The sequence below is a fragment of the Thermasporomyces composti genome, from assembly GCF_003386795.1.
Classification (GTDB): Bacteria; Actinomycetota; Actinomycetes; order Propionibacteriales; family Actinopolymorphaceae; genus Thermasporomyces; species Thermasporomyces composti.
Genome location: NZ_QTUC01000001.1, coordinates 3,364,083 through 3,383,012, shown reverse-complemented (window position 1 = coordinate 3,383,012; position 18,930 = coordinate 3,364,083). Strand labels below are relative to the sequence as shown.

Annotated in this window: 15 protein-coding genes; 4 read left to right on the top strand and 11 right to left on the bottom strand. The window is 71.6% G+C overall.

Annotated elements, in window-relative coordinates:
* Positions 1-27: 27 nt before the first annotated feature.
* Together DFJ64_RS14680 and DFJ64_RS14675 are read right to left on the bottom strand one after the other, a co-directional pair.
* A complete protein-coding gene (locus tag DFJ64_RS14680; protein ID WP_115850968.1) occupies positions 28-1,404 on the bottom strand; it encodes a phosphomannomutase/phosphoglucomutase in 1,377 nt (458 codons plus the stop codon).
* A 94-nt stretch (positions 1,405-1,498) separates the two neighbouring features.
* The gene (locus DFJ64_RS14675; RefSeq protein ID WP_115852113.1) at positions 1,499-1,849 is read right to left on the bottom strand and encodes a DUF3499 domain-containing protein; all 351 of its coding nucleotides are present in this window, start codon (positions 1,847-1,849) and stop codon (positions 1,499-1,501) included.
* Positions 1,850-2,137: 288 nt separating this feature from the next.
* Here DFJ64_RS14675 and DFJ64_RS14670 point away from each other — a divergent pair, with 288 nt between their 5' ends.
* Positions 2,138-2,527 (top strand): metallopeptidase family protein, encoded by a 390-nt coding sequence (locus tag DFJ64_RS14670; RefSeq protein ID WP_115852112.1) that lies wholly within the window; start codon positions 2,138-2,140, stop codon positions 2,525-2,527.
* 64 nt (positions 2,528-2,591) lie between these two features.
* Here the strand turns inward: DFJ64_RS14670 and DFJ64_RS14665 are convergent, their stop codons facing one another.
* From DFJ64_RS14665 to DFJ64_RS14650, 4 genes are all read right to left on the bottom strand, one after another.
* Positions 2,592-4,115 carry a DUF5719 family protein gene (locus tag DFJ64_RS14665; protein WP_147304717.1) on the bottom strand — a complete coding sequence of 508 codons (1,524 nt, stop codon included), beginning with the start codon at positions 4,113-4,115 and terminating at the stop codon, positions 2,592-2,594.
* Positions 4,112-7,375 carry a glycosyltransferase family 2 protein gene (locus tag DFJ64_RS14660; RefSeq protein ID WP_115850966.1) on the bottom strand — a complete coding sequence of 1,088 codons (3,264 nt, stop codon included), beginning with the start codon at positions 7,373-7,375 and terminating at the stop codon, positions 4,112-4,114. The genes DFJ64_RS14665 and DFJ64_RS14660 overlap by 4 nt, the downstream gene beginning before the upstream one ends.
* A 341-nt stretch (positions 7,376-7,716) precedes the next feature.
* Complete coding sequence (locus DFJ64_RS14655; RefSeq protein WP_115850965.1) at positions 7,717-7,974, bottom strand: WhiB family transcriptional regulator; 258 nt, start codon at positions 7,972-7,974, stop codon at positions 7,717-7,719.
* A gap of 392 nt (positions 7,975-8,366) precedes the next feature.
* Positions 8,367-9,638: a hypothetical protein gene (locus tag DFJ64_RS14650; RefSeq protein WP_147304716.1), complete on the bottom strand. Its 1,272-nt coding sequence runs from the start codon at positions 9,636-9,638 to the stop codon at positions 8,367-8,369.
* A 192-nt stretch (positions 9,639-9,830) separates the two neighbouring features.
* Between DFJ64_RS14650 and cofD the strand changes: the two genes are divergently transcribed.
* Positions 9,831-10,808, top strand: coding sequence for a 2-phospho-L-lactate transferase (gene cofD / locus DFJ64_RS14645; RefSeq protein WP_115850963.1), 978 nt, complete (start codon positions 9,831-9,833; stop codon positions 10,806-10,808).
* Positions 10,805-11,941 carry a coenzyme F420-0:L-glutamate ligase gene (locus tag DFJ64_RS14640; RefSeq protein ID WP_115850962.1) on the top strand — a complete coding sequence of 379 codons (1,137 nt, stop codon included), beginning with the start codon at positions 10,805-10,807 and terminating at the stop codon, positions 11,939-11,941. The genes cofD and DFJ64_RS14640 overlap by 4 nt, the downstream gene beginning before the upstream one ends.
* 15 nt (positions 11,942-11,956) lie before the next feature.
* On the opposite strand, the gene DFJ64_RS14635 is transcribed toward DFJ64_RS14640, so the two are convergent.
* Positions 11,957-12,952 carry a DNA-3-methyladenine glycosylase family protein gene (locus DFJ64_RS14635; protein ID WP_245941140.1) on the bottom strand — a complete coding sequence of 332 codons (996 nt, stop codon included), beginning with the start codon at positions 12,950-12,952 and terminating at the stop codon, positions 11,957-11,959.
* 118 nt (positions 12,953-13,070) lie between these two features.
* Positions 13,071-14,180 (bottom strand): mannose-1-phosphate guanylyltransferase, encoded by a 1,110-nt coding sequence (locus DFJ64_RS14630; RefSeq protein WP_115850961.1) that lies wholly within the window; start codon positions 14,178-14,180, stop codon positions 13,071-13,073.
* A 131-nt stretch (positions 14,181-14,311) separates the two neighbouring features.
* Here DFJ64_RS14630 and DFJ64_RS14625 point away from each other — a divergent pair, with 131 nt between their 5' ends.
* Positions 14,312-15,067, top strand: coding sequence for a TIGR03089 family protein (locus DFJ64_RS14625; protein ID WP_115852110.1), 756 nt, complete (start codon positions 14,312-14,314; stop codon positions 15,065-15,067).
* Here the strand turns inward: DFJ64_RS14625 and DFJ64_RS14620 are convergent.
* From DFJ64_RS14620 to DFJ64_RS14610, 3 genes are all read right to left on the bottom strand, one after another.
* Positions 15,039-17,042 (bottom strand): acetoacetate--CoA ligase, encoded by a 2,004-nt coding sequence (locus DFJ64_RS14620; protein WP_115850960.1) that lies wholly within the window; start codon positions 17,040-17,042, stop codon positions 15,039-15,041. The genes DFJ64_RS14625 and DFJ64_RS14620 overlap by 29 nt on opposite strands.
* An 85-nt stretch (positions 17,043-17,127) precedes the next feature.
* Positions 17,128-18,135: a UDP-glucose 4-epimerase GalE gene (gene galE, locus DFJ64_RS14615; RefSeq protein ID WP_115850959.1), complete on the bottom strand. Its 1,008-nt coding sequence runs from the start codon at positions 18,133-18,135 to the stop codon at positions 17,128-17,130.
* 179 nt (positions 18,136-18,314) lie between these two features.
* Positions 18,315-18,707 carry a hypothetical protein gene (locus DFJ64_RS14610; RefSeq protein ID WP_115850958.1) on the bottom strand — a complete coding sequence of 131 codons (393 nt, stop codon included), beginning with the start codon at positions 18,705-18,707 and terminating at the stop codon, positions 18,315-18,317.
* Between the last annotated feature and the right edge of the window lie 223 nt (positions 18,708-18,930).

Below are 18,930 nucleotides of genomic sequence, written 5' to 3'. Positions count from 1 at the left end.
CAGCTGCCCTGACTCTACGAGCGTGCCTCATCCGGCCCGGACCATGTCTAGTACCTCGTCGCGGATTCGCTCCATGGTGGGCCGATCCGTCCCCTCGGCGTTGAGCCGAAGGACCGGCTCGGTGTTCGAGGCCCGCACATTGAACCACCACGAGTCGTGCTCGACGGTCAGCCCGTCCAGCTCGTCGATCTTGATACCGCCGCGGCGGACGAAGGCGTCCTTGATCCGGGCCAAGGTGCTGGCCTGGTCCTCCACCACGCTGTTGATCTCTCCGGAGTGCACGTAGCGCTCGTACGCGGAGAGCAGCTCTGACAGCGGGCGGTCCTGTGACCCCAGCGCCGCCAGGACGTGGAGCGCGGCCAGCAAGCCGGAATCGGCTCGCCAGAAGTCTCGGAAGTAGAAGTGCGCCGAGTGCTCGCCGCCGAAGATGGCTCCGGTCCGGGCCATGGTGGCCTTGATGAAGGAGTGCCCCACACGTTCGCGAACCGGGACACCGCCGTGCTCGCGGACGATCTCCGGTACCGAGCGCGAGGTGATGAGGTTGTGGACGATCGTCGCGCCGGGCTCGCGCGCCAGCTCTCGGACGGCGATGAGGGCCGTGATCGTCGACGGCGAGACCGACCGGCCGTGCTCGTCGACGAACCAGCACCGGTCTGCGTCACCGTCGAAGGCCAGCCCCACGTCGGCGCCCGTCTCGCGCACCGTGGCCTGCAGGTGGCGGAGGTTCTCCGGCTTGATCGGGTTGGCATCGTGATGCGGAAAGGTGCCGTCGAGCTCGAAGAACAACGGCACCAGCTCCACCTGGAGGTCAGCGAAGACAGCGGGGACGGTGAGCCCCGCCATCCCGTTGCCGGCGTCGACCACCACCTTGAGCCGGCGCGTGGGCGAGACGTCGACAAGTCGACGAAGGTACGCGGCGTAGTCTGGCAGGACGTCCCGACGCCGCACGGTGCCCAGACGGCGACCACCTCCCGCGCCATCGGGCTGACCCCGCCGAGCGAGCGCGCGTTCGGCACGCGCGCGGATCTCCTCCAGGCCCGTCTCACGGCTGATGGGGGCCGCTCCAGCCCGGCAGACCTTGATCCCGCCGTACTGGGGAGGGTTGTGGCTCGCCGTGATCATTGCCCCTGGCAGGTCCAGCCAGCCGCTGGCGAAGTACAGCTCGTCAGTCGACGTCAGGCCGAGGTCGATCACGTCGACGCCACGATGGATCACCCCATCGGTGAACGCCGCCGCCAGCTCGGGCGACGACGTGCGCATGTCACGGCCCACCACGACCGCACGCGGATACCCGAGAACCTCCGCGAAGGCCGCACCGATCTCTCGGGCGATGCCGGCGTCAAGCTCGTCGGGTACCAGACCACGAACGTCGTACGCCTTGACAATGGCTCCGAGATCGCGCACCACCTCACCCTATCCGCGAAGCGGCCTTCGCTCGGTGCGACGCGGGCACGCGACCACGGCGCCAACTCCACGGCGAGGCCGTAGAGCTCACCGACTACATGTCCGGATTGCGCAGAACACGCAGGTGACCGCGCCGGCCGACCTCTGTCATGCCCTCAGACGTGCCCTCTTGCGGCCTGGCCGCCTCCCGAACGGCGTTGGCGAGCGCCTCGAGATCGTCGGCGGACGGTCGCAGCGCCTCCGGGTCGGGTGCCAGCCGAATGACTTCCCAGCCTCGTGGCACCGTGAGCCTTTCGGAGTGCTCCGAGCACAGGTCGTAGCAGTGCGGCTCCGCGTAGGTCGCCAGCGGTCCGAGCACGGCAGTGGAGTCGGCGTAGACGTACGTAAGCGTGGTCACGGCCGGCCTGGTACAGGCCGTCCGAGAACACTTCCGCAGCGAACCCACGAACCGGATCGTAGCGCCCTTGTCGGCTCGGTCGTAGTGAACACGCGCGATCATGACCAAGTGGCCGAAGACGGCGCATCGACGCGGCTGGCGGCGGCTCCATCGGATGCCGTCCGCGACCTCGCCGCTCGCTCCTCGGTGCGCACCCGTCGCCTGGCTAAGCTCGAGAACGTGCTCGGACCGAACGCGAGCGACGGCGGCTTTCCGCCCCTCACCGAGACATCCGGGTCCCCACCGGCGGAGCGTGGCGGTCGGCCCACTCGCCGCCGTGACCGTCACGGCCGGGGCATGCGGGGTCCGCTCGCCGTCCGTGGACCGTTGGCGCCGCGCGGGGTCCCCGTGGCGCGCAGCCGCGCCGAGCGCTTCGACGAGCTCGTGCTGGACGCCGTCGACCAGCTCGAGCGCCGGTTCGCCACGGAGCTCGACCGCGTGGAGTTCGCGGTCGAGGAGGTGCCGGACCCGCGTCTGGCCTACCCCGACGACGAGGTGCCGCTCGGCACCGTGATCGACGCGCGCCACGGCGAGCCACCCCGCATCGTGATCTACCGTCGACCCATCGAGCTACGCGCGACCAATGCGGGCGAGTTGTCCGCTCTCGTCCACGACGTCGTGGTCGAGCAGGTCGCGGAGCTGCTCGGACGAACGCCGGAGGAGATCGACCCGACCTACGGTGAGTGACAGCGGCCCCTACCCCACCGCCTGGGCACCAGGCTGACCCGCCTGGCCGAGGTGGCGAGGCGGGTCAGCCGAAGATCGCGTCCCGTGGCTCCTCGGACCCGATCCCGGCGGTGGGATCCGGCCGAGCGACGGGCCGAACCGCCGTCGTCGCTCCCGAGAACAACGGCCACGCTGAGGCAAGCGGGCCGTCGGGGGCGTTCTCGACCAGCAGGCGGGCGCCATACAGCGGCCCTCCGCTGTCGGACCGCACCGTGATGACGTAGTGCTTCTCGCGCGCCGGCGCCGTCAGCTTCACCGCCGCCGTGCTGCCGGGCCGCACGGTTGTCTCGGTCTTGTCCAGAGGCCGTCCGTCCAGCGCGTGCAGGGTGATCGTGGCGCTGGCCGATCGCTGGGACGTCGTCGACAACAGCAGGGTGGCGCTCCGCCGGGCACCGCCCAAGGTGAGCGGCACGACCGCGGTCCCGGCGACCGCGCGCGTCGCGGCGGTGTGGACGACGTCTCGGGGACCGTCGGTGGCGCCGACGACGCTTCGGACGCTGGCGGTTACCGGCACATCGGAGGTCAGTCGCACAGCGGCAGCGCTCTTCTGGGTGACCTCGTCGAGGCGGATCTGCGTGACCGCCCCTGGCTTGACCTCGACCCGCTCCAGGCCAGCCGGACGGAAGCTGCCCTGGGGAGACAGGATCGACACCTCGACCGTAGCGGTGGAGTCGCCCGGAGCCACGATGCTGAGGACCCGCTCACCGGAGCCCGGTGCGATGCCGGGCACGACCACGTCCCTCGCCGGCGGCACCGCGGCGGGGATCCAGTCGACCCCTTGGGGCGTCTCGCCCTGCACCGCGTCATCCCGTAGCGCGGCCGTCACCCGACCCTGTCGCGTGCGGACCGCGACCGCGAGGCGCTTGCTGGTGGGCGCCAACCGGTCGAGCTCGACGACCATCTGCGAGCCGCCCTTGATCGCCAAGCCACGGCCCGTCTCGGCCGCGACCGGCCCCTTCTCGTCGAAGAGCAACAGGTCGACGTGGGCCGTACCCTCGTCGGCGTTCGTCAGATAGACCCGGCCGTGGCGCCCCACCTCGCTCCCGGCGCCGACGAACCAGAACTCCGAGGCGGGAGCCACACACAGCGCCTCGGCGAGGCCTCGAAGCGGACCCTCGTCGGTGCGGGTGAGCTGACCGGCGGTGACCCCGGGCGCGAGATCACCACGTGCCGCAACCAGGAGGGGAGGCACCTCGGACGTACGGACCGAATAGGACACGACCTCGTGGCGCCGCGTACCCGAGGCGACGGCCTTCGTCTGGCCGAGGGGCGCGATGTCGAGGGCGGGCTCCAATCGACGACCTGACCGCCGGCCCGGGATGTCGGCCTCGGTGAGCGCGGAGATGGCCGCCACGTCGGTACTGCTGACGCCGCGAACGAAGGAGGGTTCCGGGCACACCAGCGTCGCCCGCTCCAGCGCCACTCTGGAGGGAGGGCGGCCGGCCTCGGGAACCCGGGGCGGCACGACACTCGCGACGCCAACGAGAACGCCGGCGACGGCGGCGACGGCACCGAAACGGAGGGCGACACCTTTCATGACCGTTTTCATGACCGTGCCCCCTCCCGTGGGGCCCCGTCACGTGGGCCGCGAACGGGCTGACGAGAGGCGCCGCTCGCTGGGGCGCCCGCCCCGGCGGCCCGACGCCCCGGTGGCCGCGGGGCTGCGGCACCGTGCCGTCCTCCCGCCGGGCGTTGGGCCGCGCCGGGACCGTCGCCGTCCCGGCGCGGACGCGTCGGCAAGGCAAGGACGAGGATGACGACGAAGAGGACGGCCTGCACGCCGAGAAGCTTCCCGTGCATGCCGGGCGCGTACGACAGGACCAGCCGGCCACCCGTGGTGGGCAGCTCGAAGGCCTGCGCCCAGCCGGCGAACGTACGGCTCGGCAACGGCTGTCCGTCGATGGTGGCCCGCCACCGGTCACTGTGGGTCTCCGCGAGCAGCAGGAGACGACCCGGCGGGCCGCTCGGCACGGTGACCGCCGCCCCGCCGGCGTCGACCTCGAGCACCTCGGCGCTCTCGACCGCCGTCTCGTCGGAGCTCCCGGGCGGCAGGACGCGAAGCTGGCCCACCGGCAGGTCCACCCGCCAGGCTGCCGAGCCTTCCGGCGCGCTGGTGCGGGTGAGCCCAGGGGTGGTGTCGATCCGCTCCACCGACCTCGGGTCGGCGGGGGACGGAAGGTAGACGTAGCCGATCCCGTACGTCGCCAGTCGGGCGGCGGTGCTCTCGTCCGGCACGTCGCTGAGCAGGTCTCCCACCGTCGCGTCGAGGCTGGCCAGCGTCGCGGCCGCGGCACCTGTCTCGGCGTCGCCCAGTCGGGTCCCGGCGCCGCGGAGGACGGTGTAGCGCACCCGGCCGCTCTCGCCCTCGATCACCAGAGCACGTGGCCGAGCGCCTGACCGCTGTGCGTCGCGGATGTAGGCGGGAACGGCGCTGCCGGCGTCGCGAGCAAGCGGCTCACCCGCGCCGCGGATCACCCACCACCCAGTGGCCACGAGGGGCGAGAGCACCGCGATACACGCGAGCAGGACCGCGGCGGGTTGCCGCCAGGAGAGGCTGCGCTCGCTGAAGTCGCGGACCGCGCCGTCGGCGCCGCAGACGATAGCGATGATCCAGCCAGCGCACACGACGGCGCAGGCGAAGCCCGGCCACGCGGACGTCGGCGTCGACATCCAGTCGGTGGCGACGGTCAGCCGAGTCTGGGCGAGCCCGAGCGCCAACCCGGTCAGGCTCACGGTCCAGCCGACGAGCACGCCTCGTCCCGGCTCCCGACGAAGAAGTGCGGCCACGGCCACCACGACGAGCGGACCGAAGATCCACGCGGGGGCGGCTGTGGGGTCTCCCGGGCTCGCCACCAGCAGGCGTGCCAGGAGGTGGCTGGGCTCGACCACGGCGGGCGTCGCCAGCCCGACCTCACCGAGGAGCAGGCTCGGGTTGGCGACGACGACCGGGAGCCACGGCAGGAGCAGCACCGGCGGGACGATCAACGCGACCGCCACCCTGGCTCCCGTCCCTGGTCGTCGCAGTGGGGGGACGACGCGGGACGCCGCGGCGACGACCAGCGCGCCGACGTACCCGATCGGCACGAACGCCGTGAGCACAGCGAGCAGCAGACCAGACGTCCACGCCGCGCTCCACGATCCAGGGCCAGGTCGACCCGCCCCGACCATCCGAGCCGCGGCGAGGACGAGCAAGGGAAGCACGATGAGCGCCACGCACGTGCCGAGCCGTCCCGAGGCGACCGCGCCGAGGACGGCGGGCAGGAGCGCGTACGTCACCGTGGCCCAGATCCGAAGGGCTCGGGACCTCGCGAGGGTCCGCATGAGGAGGTAACTGGTGAGCCCGGAGAGCGGCACGGCGCCGAGCACCAGGAGGTCGACCGCCAACCAGGCCTTGCCGACGAGCAGGGTGCCCAGTGCCGCGACGACCGCGAGGTACGGCGGTGCCGGGCGGTCGCTGCCCAGGTCGACCGGGTGCCACCCTTCGACGTAGCGACGCCAGAGGTCGAGGACGCTGTCGGGCGCCGGCAGCAACGCGCCGCCCGCCAAGGAGCCGCCGCCGAGCAGGTGTCGGCTCGCGACCAGCGTCAGGAGGGTGAGAGCGAGGAGGGCGACGATGGGAGGCCGCGTCGCCAGCCAGCGCCAGATGCCCAAGCCCTCGGTGGTGAGCTCCTCGACCTCCTCCGACACAGGGCCGGTCTCCACTGGTCGACGCGCTCGCCGGGACGGCCCCGCGTGCTCGCCGCTTCGGGTCGACAGCACCGCGGCGAGCGCGTCCACGGTGTGCTGGATGCCGATCCACGGTGGGGGCAGGAGGCGGCGGACGACACGGTGCGGCACCCTGCGATACCTGGCGCGCCGGAGCCGTCCCACGACGATGCGGTCCGGGCGGGCCAGCACGCCGAGCAACGCCCGGAACTCGTCGTAGGCCGCGTCGGGCCACTTGGCGACGAGGAGCGCCAGGACGCGCAGAAGCGAGCCCAACACCGCGCGGACGAGCAGGAACGGCACCTTCCACGCCGGGGAGTTGACGAGGAGGGTGAAGAGCGCGTTGCGGCGATCGATCCGGCGGGGACGACCGTTGACCGCGTGGAGCTCGCGGTAACCGCGCAGGCCGGCCTCGGCGTGGAAGACGACGGCTTCCGGACAGGTGAGAACACGGTAGCCGGCTCGAACCACCCGCCAGCCGAAGTCGACGTCGTCGCGGAACAGGCCGAAGCGTTGGTCGAAGCCACCGAGACGCTCGAAGACGTCACGGCGCACGAGCATCCCGGCCGTGCTCACCGCGAGAACATCACGGACGGCGTCGTGCTGGCCCTGGTCGAACTCGCCGAACTCCAGCCCGGTCTCCCGGTTGCCGCTGCCGGCGATGGTGACCCCGAACTCGAGCAGCCGGCGACCGCGAGGCCAGTCGCGCAGCTTGGGGCCCACCACGGCGACGTCTGGCCCTGCCTCGGCGAGCCGGAGCAGGCTCGCGAGCGCCTCCGGATCGGGCGCGCAGTCGTCGTGCAACAACCACAGCCACTCACCAGGCTGACCCGGCGGCAGCGTCTGAACCGCCCTCGCGACCGCCGCCCCGAAGCCGGTGACCGCCGGAGCGTCGAGGATGTGGGCTCCAGGTAGCCCGCCGGCCAGCAGGGCACGGGACTCGTCGCGGCTTCCCGTGTCGACGACGATCAGCCGGTTCGGCGCTCGCCGCTGGGCTCGTAGACCGGAGATGAGCTCACCGATCCACGGAGCGCCGTCATGGGCGACGACGACCGCGGTGACGACCGAAGGCGCCAGCGCCTGGGGTCCGGGGTGCGCGCTCATGCCTGACGAGGACCTCACGCAGTGGGTGATGTGGTGTGAAGCCACACACTACGCGACGCTTTCGACCGACCTGAGCGGATGGGGCCCGACCGGGTGGAGCCTCACGTGCGACCCCACGGCGTCGGCCCGCCGGAAGGGACGTGCACGATCGTCCGCGCACGCGGCGCGAGGAGACCAGGACTCTTGGCAACCAGCGTGGGCGACCAGCGGCGTCACCCGCCGCGGCGCGCCAAGCCCACAGGACAGCGCCTGACGAACCGCGGTGGGCGACGACGACAGACCCGCCGACGTGGCCTCGGTACCGGCCCGGTCGCTGGTCTAGGAGACCCCCGCGTGATCCCCTAGACCGCGCGCTTCTTCAGCCGGCGGCGCTCCCGCTCTGAGAGCCCACCCCAGATGCCGAAGCGCTCGTCATGCTCCAGCGCATAGGACAGGCACTCGGCCCGGACCTCGCAGACCATGCAGACCTTCTTGGCTTCCCGAGTGGAGCCACCCTTCTCCGGAAAGAACGCCTCTGGATCGGTCTGCGCGCACAGAGCGCGTTCCTGCCACCTGAGCTCTTCCTTGGCGCCGCCGTGCAGCAGGATGGGTTCTGCCACGGTCCTCGCCTCCTCGATCCACGTACGCGTGGAGTGAATCCCCGTTAACTTCACCGCTCGGTCGGCCACCCCGTGGGTCGGCGTCGCCGTCCCCCGTCGCGCCCCCGAGAGTTCCTGATGTCTCATCGACGGGGTGTTACCCGGATCGGGGTGAATGACACCAACGAAATTACATGTGTGGAATCCTCCTTCGTCAACTCGGGGTCTGCTATAGGCGATCCGTCCGGATCCGACCACACTGCGAAACGTCGAAGGCTGCCAGGAGGTTCCAATACGACGCGCGGGCGTCCGCGTCTCCTCGACGCGAACGCCCGCGAAGCCAGCGCCGCTACCCTCGCTGATCCACATCCAGGTCGACGGCCACCGAGCGGCGGCAACGCGACCTTGACAGATCAGCGCGGAGGCTGAGACCACCAACTCTGGTTGGTGTCCCCGCTACCACGGTCCCCCGTTGACGACTCGCTGTCAGCGGAACGGGTCGAGTCGCCGTGCGGCTCCGAGGCCGAGAGCTCCCGCCCGAGGGCGTTGTCGTCGCCCGCACGGTCGCCCTCACCTTGACCGGGCACGGCGTCCGAGCGCAGGAACTGCGTCTGGTCGGAGTCCGTTTGCTGCGGCTGGCCGTACGCCTGTCCGTAGGTCCCGAAGTCCTGCCCACCGGCGTACTGCTGCCCCGCCGGCTGCCCGTACGGCTGGTTCGGCGAGGAGAAGCTCGCGCCGCCGTAGGCGTACTGGCCGAAGCTCTGGGTCGGCTCCTGGCCGTACGGCTGCTGGTTCTGGTCCGGGCTGTAGACCTGCTGGGTCTGGTCGTAGCCGGCGTACGGGTTGTACTGCTGGTGCTGGCCGTAGTCAGGCTGACCGTACTCCTGACCCGGGTACGGCTGCTGCTGGTAGCCGGCCTGCTGGCCGTAGTCCTGACCGGGGTAGGGCTGCTGGTACCCGGCGTGCTGACCCTGGGCCGGCTGGCCGTACCCCTGGCCGGCGCCGTACGACTCCTGGCCCGGCGTGCCCGCGGCGTAACCCTGCGCGTACCCCTGCTGGGCGTAGTCGGGCTGTGGGTACCCCTGCTGCTGTCTCGCGGCGTAGTCGGTCGGGCTGGGCTGCCGGCCCTGGTCGGGGGCAGCGGCGCCGAACCCGCCGAACTGGCCGAAGGAGCCGAACTGACCGGCCGGGCCGCCCTGCGGCATCGCCGGCGTCTGCGGCGTCGGCGCGGGAAGCGCTCGGTACGTCGTCACGATGAAGAATCCAGCACCGCCGAGGACGGCGAGGTAGCCGAGCTGCTGGACGAACGCCGCCCACTTGCCCGCGCCACGGTGGAACACCGCGAGACCATTGCTGTTGGAGATGTCGGCGACGTCGGCGCCAAGCGCGACACCCGCCGTCACGAGCGCCAAGACGCCGAGGAGGGCCAGGACGACGAGAGCGACGAGCGTGAGGACGCGTCCGTTCGGCGTCGGCTCGCCGAGGTGGGTGACGACGACGACGGCCACCACGAGCATGCCCACGAGGACGGGTGAGGCGAACCAGTCCTGGAAGACGTACGCCTTGTCGGTGAAGTCGCCATCGAGGAACAGTCGCGAGACGGCCACCCCACCTAAGACAACACTGGCCCCCACCAGCACCCACGCGAGCAGCTCGCGATGGGGCTTGGTCTTCTCCGAAACCACGGTGCTACCCCCTCATGGTGGTGATGTCGGGACGGAAGCCTCCCATATCGGGCAGACGATCGTCGCTCTCGCCCCCCATCGACGCAGTCCGGCCCCCGTCGGATCCCTCCTCGTCGGGTCCGGTGCGTCCGTGAGCCCTTGACAGGCTGGTCGGCCGACGGCGAGTTGCATGGGGGAGGCAGACTAGTCGGCGTGCGGATCACCGTTCTCGCCGGCGGCATCGGCGCAGCCCGATTCCTGCGCGGCCTCGTCGCCCACGCGCCCGATGCCGACATCACGGTCATCGGCAACACCGCTGACGATCTCACGCTCTACGGTCTGCGGGTCTGCCCCGATCTCGACACGGTCATGTACACCCTCGGCGGCGGCAACGACGAGGGCCGAGGCTGGGGACGCGCCAACGAGACCTGGCACGCCCTCGAGGAGATCCGGGCCTACGACGCCGTCCCCTCCTGGTTCGGCCTCGGGGACCGGGACATCGGCACCCACCTGGTCCGCACCGAGCTGCTCGCCCAGGGCCGGTCGCTGACGGAGGTCACGGCGCTCCTCACCGCCCGCTGGCGCCTCCCCGTTCGGCTGCTGCCGATGACCGACCAGTCCGTCGAGACGCACGTGGTCGTGGAGGATCCCGCCGCGCCCGGCGGTCACCGTCGCCTCCACTTCCAGGAGTACTGGGTGCGCCACCACGCCGAGCTGCCGGTGGTCGACATCACCTTCGTCGGCATCGAGGACGCCACGCCGGCGCCTGGCGTGCTCGACGCCATCGCCTCCGCGGACGTCCTGCTGTTCCCGCCGTCGAACCCGGTGGTGAGCCTGGGGCCGATCCTGTCCGTCCAGGGGATCCGCTCAGCACTCCGCGCCGCGTCCGCGCCGATCGTGGGCCTCTCCCCGATCATCGGCGGCGCGCCAGTCCGAGGGATGGCCGACAAGCTGCTGCCCGCGATCGGTGTCGACACCTCCGCCGCCGGCGTCGCGCTGCACTTCGGGGCTCGACGCGACGGTGGCCTGCTCGACGGGTGGTTGGTGGACGAGCGCGACGCGCCGGCCGTCCCCCAGGTGACCGCCGCCGGCATCGCGGCCCGGGCGGTCCCCCTCCTGATGTCCAGCGTCGAGGCGACGGCGGCGATGGCCGCTGCCGCGCTCGACCTCGCCGCGGCGGTACGTCGATGACCACCGAGCCTCCCACCAGCGCCGTCCTCGTCTCCCCCGTGGTCGGGATGCCGGAGGTCCGGGCTGGGGACGACCTCGCCGCGCTCGTCGCCGAGCACGCCACCGACCTGCGCGACGGCGACATCGTCGTCGTGTCCAGCAAGGTGGTGAGCAAGGCCGAGGGTCGCGTCGTGACCGGTGACCGGGCGGCCGCGGTCGAGGCCGAGACGGTTCGCGTGGTCGCCGAGCGCGGCACGACCCGGATCGTCCAGACCCGGCACGGCTTCGTCATGGCGGCCGCCGGTGTCGATACCTCGAACGTCGCGACGGGCAGCGTCGTGCTGCTGCCGGTGGACCCCGACGCCTCCGCGCGAGCGCTGCGCCGGGGGCTCGCCCGACGCCGTGGCGTCACGGTGGGGGTGATCGTCACCGACACGTTCGGTCGGCCGTGGCGGCTCGGGCAGACCGACCTTGCTGTGGGGGCCGCCGGCGTCCGCGTGCTCGACGACTACCGAGGTCGACGCGACGTGCACGGCAACGAGCTGGTCGTCACGGCGCCCGCCCTCGCCGACGAGCTGGCGTCCGCGGCGGACCTGGTCAAGGGCAAGCTCGGGCAGGTCCCGGTCGCGGTGGTGCGCGGTCTCGCGGCGCTCGTCACCTCCGACGACGGACCTGGTGTCCAGGCGCTGGTCCGGTCCGCCGAGGACGACCTGTTCCGGCTCGGCTCCCGCGAGGCGGCCCGCCAGGCTCTCCGGCCCGCGCCACGCGAGCTCGTGGACGGCACTGTGGACCCGGTCGCCCTCCAGAGAGCGTTCGAGGCGGTCGCCGAGACGGAGACCCCGTGGTGGGGGCTCGTGCGCGTTCACGACGTGCCCGCGCGCAAGCCACTCCTGGACGCGCTCAGCCTGCCGGCGTCCCTACCCGCCCTGGTCGTGCCGTACCTGCGCCCGAACGCGCCCACGCCCGCCGCGCTCCTCGACCTGGGTGGTGTGCGGGAGCGTCTGGTCCTCGCCTGCGCGGTCGAAGGGCTGGCGACCCGCTGGTTCCCCGCTGAGCGCCTGGACGTCGCCGCGCTGATGACCCTGCTGCCGAGCCGGGACGTCGAGCCAGTCGGTCTCCTCGCGATCGGGGCGGCGGCTGAGACACGGGCGTGAGCCCGCCGGTCGTCGTCACATCGCGCGGTAGTCACGCACCGGAGCGCGGGGCGCCCGACGCGGCGGCATGATGCCGGCCAGCTCGATGAGCCGGGTCACCCGATATCGGTGACCTCGCCAGCGTTCCAGCGCCACCAGCATCGCGGCGTCGTCGAACGGCCGACCAGCCAACGCCCAGCCCACCGCCTTGGGCAGGTTGTAGTCGCCGACCGAGACCGCGTCCGGGCATCCGTGAGCCCGCTGGAGCACCTCCGCCACCGTCCACGGGCCGATTCCGGGGATGCTTCGCAGCCGACGCTCGACCTCCTGCGGCGGCAGGCCGACCGTCCGCTCGATCGCAGCCGCCCGTTGACAGCACCGCACGATCGTCCGCGCCCGCTGGGGCCCCACACCGGCCCGGTGCCATTCCCACGACGGCAGCCGCGCGAGAACCGCGGGATCCGGCGGAACCCACAGGGAGAACGGGACGGGGCCGGGGGCCCGCTCCCCGAACCGCCACACCAGCTCTCGCCACGACCGCCAGGCTTCTCGCGAGGTGACCTTCTGTTCCAAGACGGCAGGCACGAGCGCCTCCATCACCAGGCCGGTCCGGCAGACCCGCCACCCCGCGAACCGCGCCGCCAGCCGAACGAGCAGCGGCAGTCCTGGCTCGAACCCGCTCGGGTCGTCCTCGGCGCCCACGAGCGCTGGCAGGCGATCGAGGACCCACGTCGCGCCCGGCCCCCAGGCCTCGGCGTGGACGGCACCGGCCGCCGCGTCGGCGCTGATCCGGACCGTGGCTGGCCCGTCCGGTGTCCGCGTTCCCCGCCAGACCGTGCCGTCCGGCGTGACCCGGTGGGTCGGGTCGCCGGCACCACGCTGGAGTGAGGCCAGCGTCACCACTGGATCGAGGGGGTGCTCGGTGGTGATCGTGCGCCTCACGGTGGTGATGGCGGCAGGGCGTCCCGGGGCGGTGGTGACGGGACGGCCGGAGCCGGCGGTGGCGGGGGAGGCGACGGTGAACGGAGGCACCCGACCAGTCTCACCGCCCGCGCCGACACGGAATGAGGCGGCCCCACGTCCGGCTCACCGCACGGACCCGAGCCCGCGCCGACCGGACCGCCTGCGGCCGGTCGAGACCCAGGAAGACTCAGGAGTAGCGACCGCCATGCGCGTCGTGGACGCGCGCGACGAGGTCCTTGACCCGTTCCGCGGAGTTCTTCGGGCACACCATCGTGACGTCGCGGGTGTGGACGATGATCGTGTCCCGCAGACCCACCGTCGCGACCAGGTGTTCGGGGTCGTCGCTCACCACGATGTTGCCCTCGGAGTCGACCAGCACCGTGACGGTGTTGGCGGCGTTCTGGGAGCTGTCGTTCTCCAAGGTGCGAGCCAGCGCTGGCCACGACCCGACGTCCAGCCAGTCGACCGCCATGGGGACCACGACCACCCGCGCCGCGCCTTCGCCGCGCGCCGCCGGCTCCATCACCGCGTAGTCGATGCTGATCTTGGGGAGACTGGTGTAGACCTCCCGCAACGTGGCGTCCCGCTCTGGGGTGTCCCACGCCTTCGCGATCCGCGTCAGCCCGGCGTGGGAAGCGGGCAGGAAGGTCTCCAGCTCCCGGAGCAGGGTGTCGGCCCGCCACACGAACATGCCGGAGTTCCACAGGTACCGGCCCGAGGCGTAGTACTCCCGTGCCGCCTCGAGTCCGGGCTTCTCGATGAACGCCGACACCGCGAACACCTCGCCGCCGGCGAGCGGCTCGCCGGGACGGTAGGGCTCGGCCCGCTCGATGTAGCCGAGGCCGGTGTGAGGTGACGATGGCGGAATCCCGAACGTCGCCAGGACCTGCGGGTCCCGCTCGACCACGTCGAACGCCGTCCGAAGCGCGTCGTGGAACTCGTCGATCGGCTCGATCACGTGGTCGGAGGTGACGAACGCCACCGTGGCGTCGGGGTCGCGGCGCGCCAGCAGGGCGCAGCCCAACCCGATCGCGTTGGCGGTGTCCCGAGCGAGCGGCTCCCCGAGGAAGTTGTCGTGCGGCAGCTCCGGCAGGTGCTCGAGGATCGCGTCCCGATGCACCGAACCAGCGCACACGAAGATCCGCTCGGGTGGTACCACGCCGACCAGCCGCTCGAAGGCGAGCCGAAGCAGGCTCCGTCCGCCGACCACACTGAGCAGCTGCTTGGGGTGGGCCGCGCGAGACAGTGGCCACAGTCGAGTGCCGGCGCCCCCGGCGACGATGACGGCGTAGCGCATGTCACCGGAGCCTACGGGTTGCGCTGTCGTCAGACGCGGTGGTCCTGAGGCTCGTCGTCTCGAGGCGCAAGCCGGACGGGTGCGACACGCTCGCGCACAGCGGGGCGAAGCCGGCCTTATGCTCGTGCGACGTGGCGAGCCCACGGACACCGGCCGAGCTGCTGGCGACCGCCAGCGACCCGTCGCGTCCCTTCCTCACCTTCTACGACGACGCCACCGGCGAGCGCGTGGAGCTGTCGTACACAACGCTCGACAACTGGGTGGCGAAGACCGCGAACCTCCTCCAGGACACGTTGGGAACGCAGTCCCGCGAGCGGGTCGCTCTCCTGCTCCCGACCCACTGGCTGGGTGCGGTCTGGACTCTCGCGGCGTGGACGGCGGGGCTGGTCGTGGACCTCGCCGACCCGACGGGCGCGGAGGTGATCGTCGCGGCACCGGAGCGGCTCACCGAGGCGCTGGGGGCCGGCGGGCGGGACACGGTCGCCGTCTCGCTCGCGCCGCTGGGCCGAGGGTTCACCGAGCCGCTTCCCCCGGGTGTCCTCGACTACGGCGTGGAGGTGCTGTCCCACGCCGACGTGTTCACCCCCTACGAGCCACCCGACGAGGCGACCCCGGCGCTCATCACCCCCCAGGGCGACGTCCTCGCCGGTGGCGCCCTCGTCGAGCTCGCGACCAGGCGTGCCGACGAGCTCGGCCTCCAACCAGGCGAGCGTCTGCTGACCGACGCCAACCCCGCGGCGACGGACGGCTACCTGGACGCGTTGCTGGCACCGCTCGCCCGCCAGGCGTCCGTCGTCTTGGTCCGCAACCTCGACCCCGCGACGCTCGAACGCCGCGTGCGGCAGGAGAAGGTCACGCTCACCCGGCTGCGGTCGGGCCAGAGCTGACGGCGGTGCGACGCGACGTCGCGAACGCGGCGAAGGACCGCAGCGCCTCCGGGTTCTGCAGCGCGCCCGTGCTCGCCGCTTCCTCGACCGGACGGCCTTCCAGGATGCGCTTGACGGGCACTTCGAGTTTCTTGCCCGACAGCGTGCGTGGAACAGCAGGGACGGCGACGATCTCGTCGGGCACGTGCCGCGGCGACAGCTGCATGCGGAGCTCGGCGGAGATCCGGGACCGAAGCTCGTCGTCGAGCGTGACGCCCTCGGCCAGAACGACGAACAGCAGCAGCTGGTCGACGCCGTCGCCCGTGTCGAGGTGGACGACGAGGCTGTCGGTGATCTCCGGAAAGCCTTCGACGATCGAGTAGAACTCCGCGGTGCCCATCCGGACGCCGCCCCGCTTCAGCGTGGCATCGGATCGGCCGGTGATGACGTAGGTTCCACGCCGCGTGACCTTGACCCAGTCACCGTGCCGCCAGACGCCGGGGAAGTCCGCGAAGTAGGTCGCGCGGTACCGCGAGCCGTCCTCGTCGCCCCAGAACCCGACCGGCATGGACGGCATCGGACGCTCCAGGACCAGCTCGCCCAGCTCGTCGGTCACGGGTCGTCCCGAGGCGTCGTACGCCGCCACCGCCGCCCCCAGACACGCGCACGAGATCTCCCCCGCGTACACCGGCACCAGCGGCGAGCCGCCGAGGAAGCCGGTGCACACGTCGGTTCCGCCGGAGAACGACTGCAGGAGCAAGGTCGGGTTGACGTTCTCGTACACCCACGTGAAGCCCTCCGGCGGCAACGGAGATCCCGTCGAGCCGACCCCTCGAATGTGGGACAGGTCCGCCATCCGGGCTGGAACCAGACCCGCCTTGCGGCAGCTCATCAGGTACGGCGCGCTCGTCCCGAAGAAGGTGATGCCGCATTCCTCGGCCAACCGCCACAGGGCACCCAGGTCGGGATAGGAGGGGTCGCCGTCGACGAGAACGACCGCGGACCCGACGAGCAGCCCCGAGACCAGCGCGTTCCACATCATCCAGCCGGTCGTGGTGAACCAGAAGAAGCGGTCGCCTGGCCCGAGGTCGAAGTGGAGGGCGAGCGTCTTGGCGTGCTCGAGGAGGATGCCGCCGTGGCCGTGCACGATCGGCTTGGGCAGGCCGGTCGTCCCCGACGAGTACAGCACGTAGAGCGGATGGTCGAACGGCACGGGCTCGAACGCCAACGCGCCGGCGTCGGCGAGCAGCTCGCTCCAGGTGAGGGCGCCGGCATCGGCAGCGACCTCGTCTGCCAGGTAGGGCACCACGACGACGTGGCGCAGCGTCGGCAGGGCGGCTCGAATCGCCGCCACCTCGGAGGTGCGGTCGACCTCCTTCGCGCCGTACCGGTAGCCGTCGACGGCGACGAGCACAGTGGGCTCGATCTGGCTCCACCGGTCGACCACGCTCCGCGTCCCGAACTCCGGCGCGCAGGACGAGAACACCGCGCCCAGGCTCGCGCTGGCGAGCAGGAGCACGAGGGCTTCGGGGATGTTCGGCAGGTACGCCGCGACCCGGTCACCCTTGCGGACGCCCAGCCGCAGCAGTCCCGCACGAGCGCGAGCCACCGCGTCCCGTAGCTCGGCCGCGGTCAGCTCCAGCGGCCCGCGGGTCTGCGACCGAGCCACGACAGCCGGTCCGCGCGTGGGAGCGTGGGCGAGCATGTGCTCGGCGTAGTTGAGGGTGGCGCCGGGGAACCATTCCGCGCCCGGCATCGTGGCACGCCCCAGGACGGTCCGGGGCGGCGTGGCGGCTGTTCCCGCACCGACGTCGAAGAAGTCCCAGATGCTCGACCAGAAACCGGCCAGGTCATCGACCGACCAGCGCCACAGGCTGGCGTAGTCGTCGAAGTGGAGACCGCGCTCCCGTTCGAGGAAGCGGAGATAGTCGCCGATTCTCGTGCGCTCGCGGACATCCGCCGGGGGTGTCCATACGAGGGTGCCTGCGCTCGTCATCCTGGCCCGCCCCCTTCCTCCTCCGGCGTGGGTGTGCTCGCCCCAGTCTCCTTCGTCCGTCGTCGCTTCGCCTCACCCCGACCGGCTAGCCGCCGGGCGTGGTCGCGACACGCCGCGCCTCCGGGTGGTGGTAGAGCCAACCCTCCCACGCCGACGTCACGATGGCGCGCAGGTCGTGGGCTGCCGACCAGCCGAGCACCTGCCGGATGCGCTCCGCGGACGCGATCGAGATCGCGGGATCTCCGGGACGTCGTCCGAGCACCTCGGGCGTCAGGTCCTGCCGTCCGGTCACCTCGAGGATGGTCTCGACCACCTGGCGGGTGGACGTGCCACGCCCGGTGCCGACGTTGAGCACATGACGGGCCTCCACCCCGCTGGCGAGGTGTCGGACCGCCGCCACATGGGCCGAGGCGATGTCGGCGACGTGCACGTAGTCCCGGATCGTGGTGCCGTCGGGGGTGGGGTAGTCGTCGCCGAAGATCAACGGCGGCTTCTCGGCGGTGAGCCGTTCGAACACCATCGGGATGAGGTTGAACACGCCCGTGTCCGCCAGCTCCGGACGTGCCGCGCCCGCGGCGTTGAAGTAGCGCAGGCTGATGTAGCGCAGGCCGGTCGCGCGAGCGACATCGGCGATCATCCACTCCCCGACCAGTTTGGTCTCGCCGTACGGGCTTTCTGGCCGACACACGGCGTCCTCGGTCAGGACGTCGGTGTCTTGGTTGCCGTAGGTGGCCGCGCTCGAAGAGAAGACCAGGCGGTCGACACCGGTCTCGTCCATGGCGCGGAGCAGCGACTCCAGCCCGCCGACGTTCTCGCGGTAGTAGAACAAGGGCTTCTCGATCGACTCCGCGGGCTGCTTCTTGGCGGCGATGTGGACGACGCCCTCGATCTCGTACTCGCGCAGCACCTTCGCCACCAGGCTGGTCGCCTGCACCGCGCCGGTGACGAGCGGAACGTCCTCGAGGTCGGCGAGGCGCTCCGGCACCCCGGTCGACAGATCGTCGAGAGCCACCACCCGCTCCCCCGCGGCGTGGAGGGCGTGCACGACGTGCGCGCCGATGTAGCCAGCACCTCCGGTGACGAGCCAGGTCATGGACGCCCACCTTAGGGCCTGACTGGCCTCACGACGCGGCCATGCGACGACGACGGTGGGATGTCGTGATTCCCGTCACGCCCCGTCGGCACGTCGAGGGTGGCTGGGCGGTCGACGTCCTGCCGGACGTCCCTCTTCCGGCGAACCTTGCTTGACCGCCGGTCGAACCTCGGCCGAGCTCAGCCGACCTTGGCGGCCGCCGCGGCCACCCGACGTGTCGCGCCCCGACGGCCGGTCCAGACGACCCGCGGGGACCCGGGTGCGCGGTGCCGGCCCCCTCGCCTCCTCGCCGGCCGTCCACGCACGCGCGCCAGCGGCGACACCCACGCGGCCGCCCAGGCCGCCTCCGGGCACGTCCACTCCTGCCCGCAGTACAGGCAGCGCGTCTTGTCGGAGGCTCTCCTGCCGCCCACGAACCGGAGGCGCGTCCAACGCTGGTCTGGCTGGTGGAGGAGCAAGAGGTAGCGAGCCTGCGCGTCCAACAGGGCCTTCGACCACCGCACCCAGCCGTAGCCGGGAACGAACACGGGCTTCTCCCGTGTGGTCGACGGCGTCGTCACCGACGTCGCCATCGAGTACGACCTCCCAGGTGCCTTGTCAGATCTTGGTGGTCGTGACCCGCCCGGCTCGGGCCACACACCTCTAACGATCAGCAGTGCGTACACGTAACGGCGCAGAACGTCATTAGATCACCTTTCCTTCTTGCTATTCGGACACACGCGGCGTTGCTGTGTCGTCATCAAAGTTCTCGGAGGGAGGATGCGACGCGGGCGCGGGACCGCTACGGTCGGGACG

Bases quoted from the DNA above. Each gene is read 5' to 3' on its own strand.
- DFJ64_RS14670 (WP_115852112.1), top strand. From the start codon at position 2,138: ATGCGGGGTCCGCTCGCCGTCCGTGGACCGTTGGCGCCGCGCGGGGTC.
- DFJ64_RS14665 (WP_147304717.1), bottom strand. From the start codon at position 4,115: ATGAAAACGGTCATGAAAGGTGTCGCCCTCCGTTTCGGTGCCGTCGCC.
- DFJ64_RS14660 (WP_115850966.1), bottom strand. From the start codon at position 7,375: ATGAGCGCGCACCCCGGACCCCAGGCGCTGGCGCCTTCGGTCGTCACC.
- DFJ64_RS14640 (WP_115850962.1), top strand. From the start codon at position 10,805: ATGACCACCGAGCCTCCCACCAGCGCCGTCCTCGTCTCCCCCGTGGTC.
- DFJ64_RS14630 (WP_115850961.1), bottom strand. From the start codon at position 14,180: ATGCGCTACGCCGTCATCGTCGCCGGGGGCGCCGGCACTCGACTGTGG.
- DFJ64_RS14620 (WP_115850960.1), bottom strand. From the start codon at position 17,042: ATGACGAGCGCAGGCACCCTCGTATGGACACCCCCGGCGGATGTCCGC.
- galE (WP_115850959.1), bottom strand. From the start codon at position 18,135: ATGACCTGGCTCGTCACCGGAGGTGCTGGCTACATCGGCGCGCACGTC.
- DFJ64_RS14610 (WP_115850958.1), bottom strand. From the start codon at position 18,707: ATGGCGACGTCGGTGACGACGCCGTCGACCACACGGGAGAAGCCCGTG.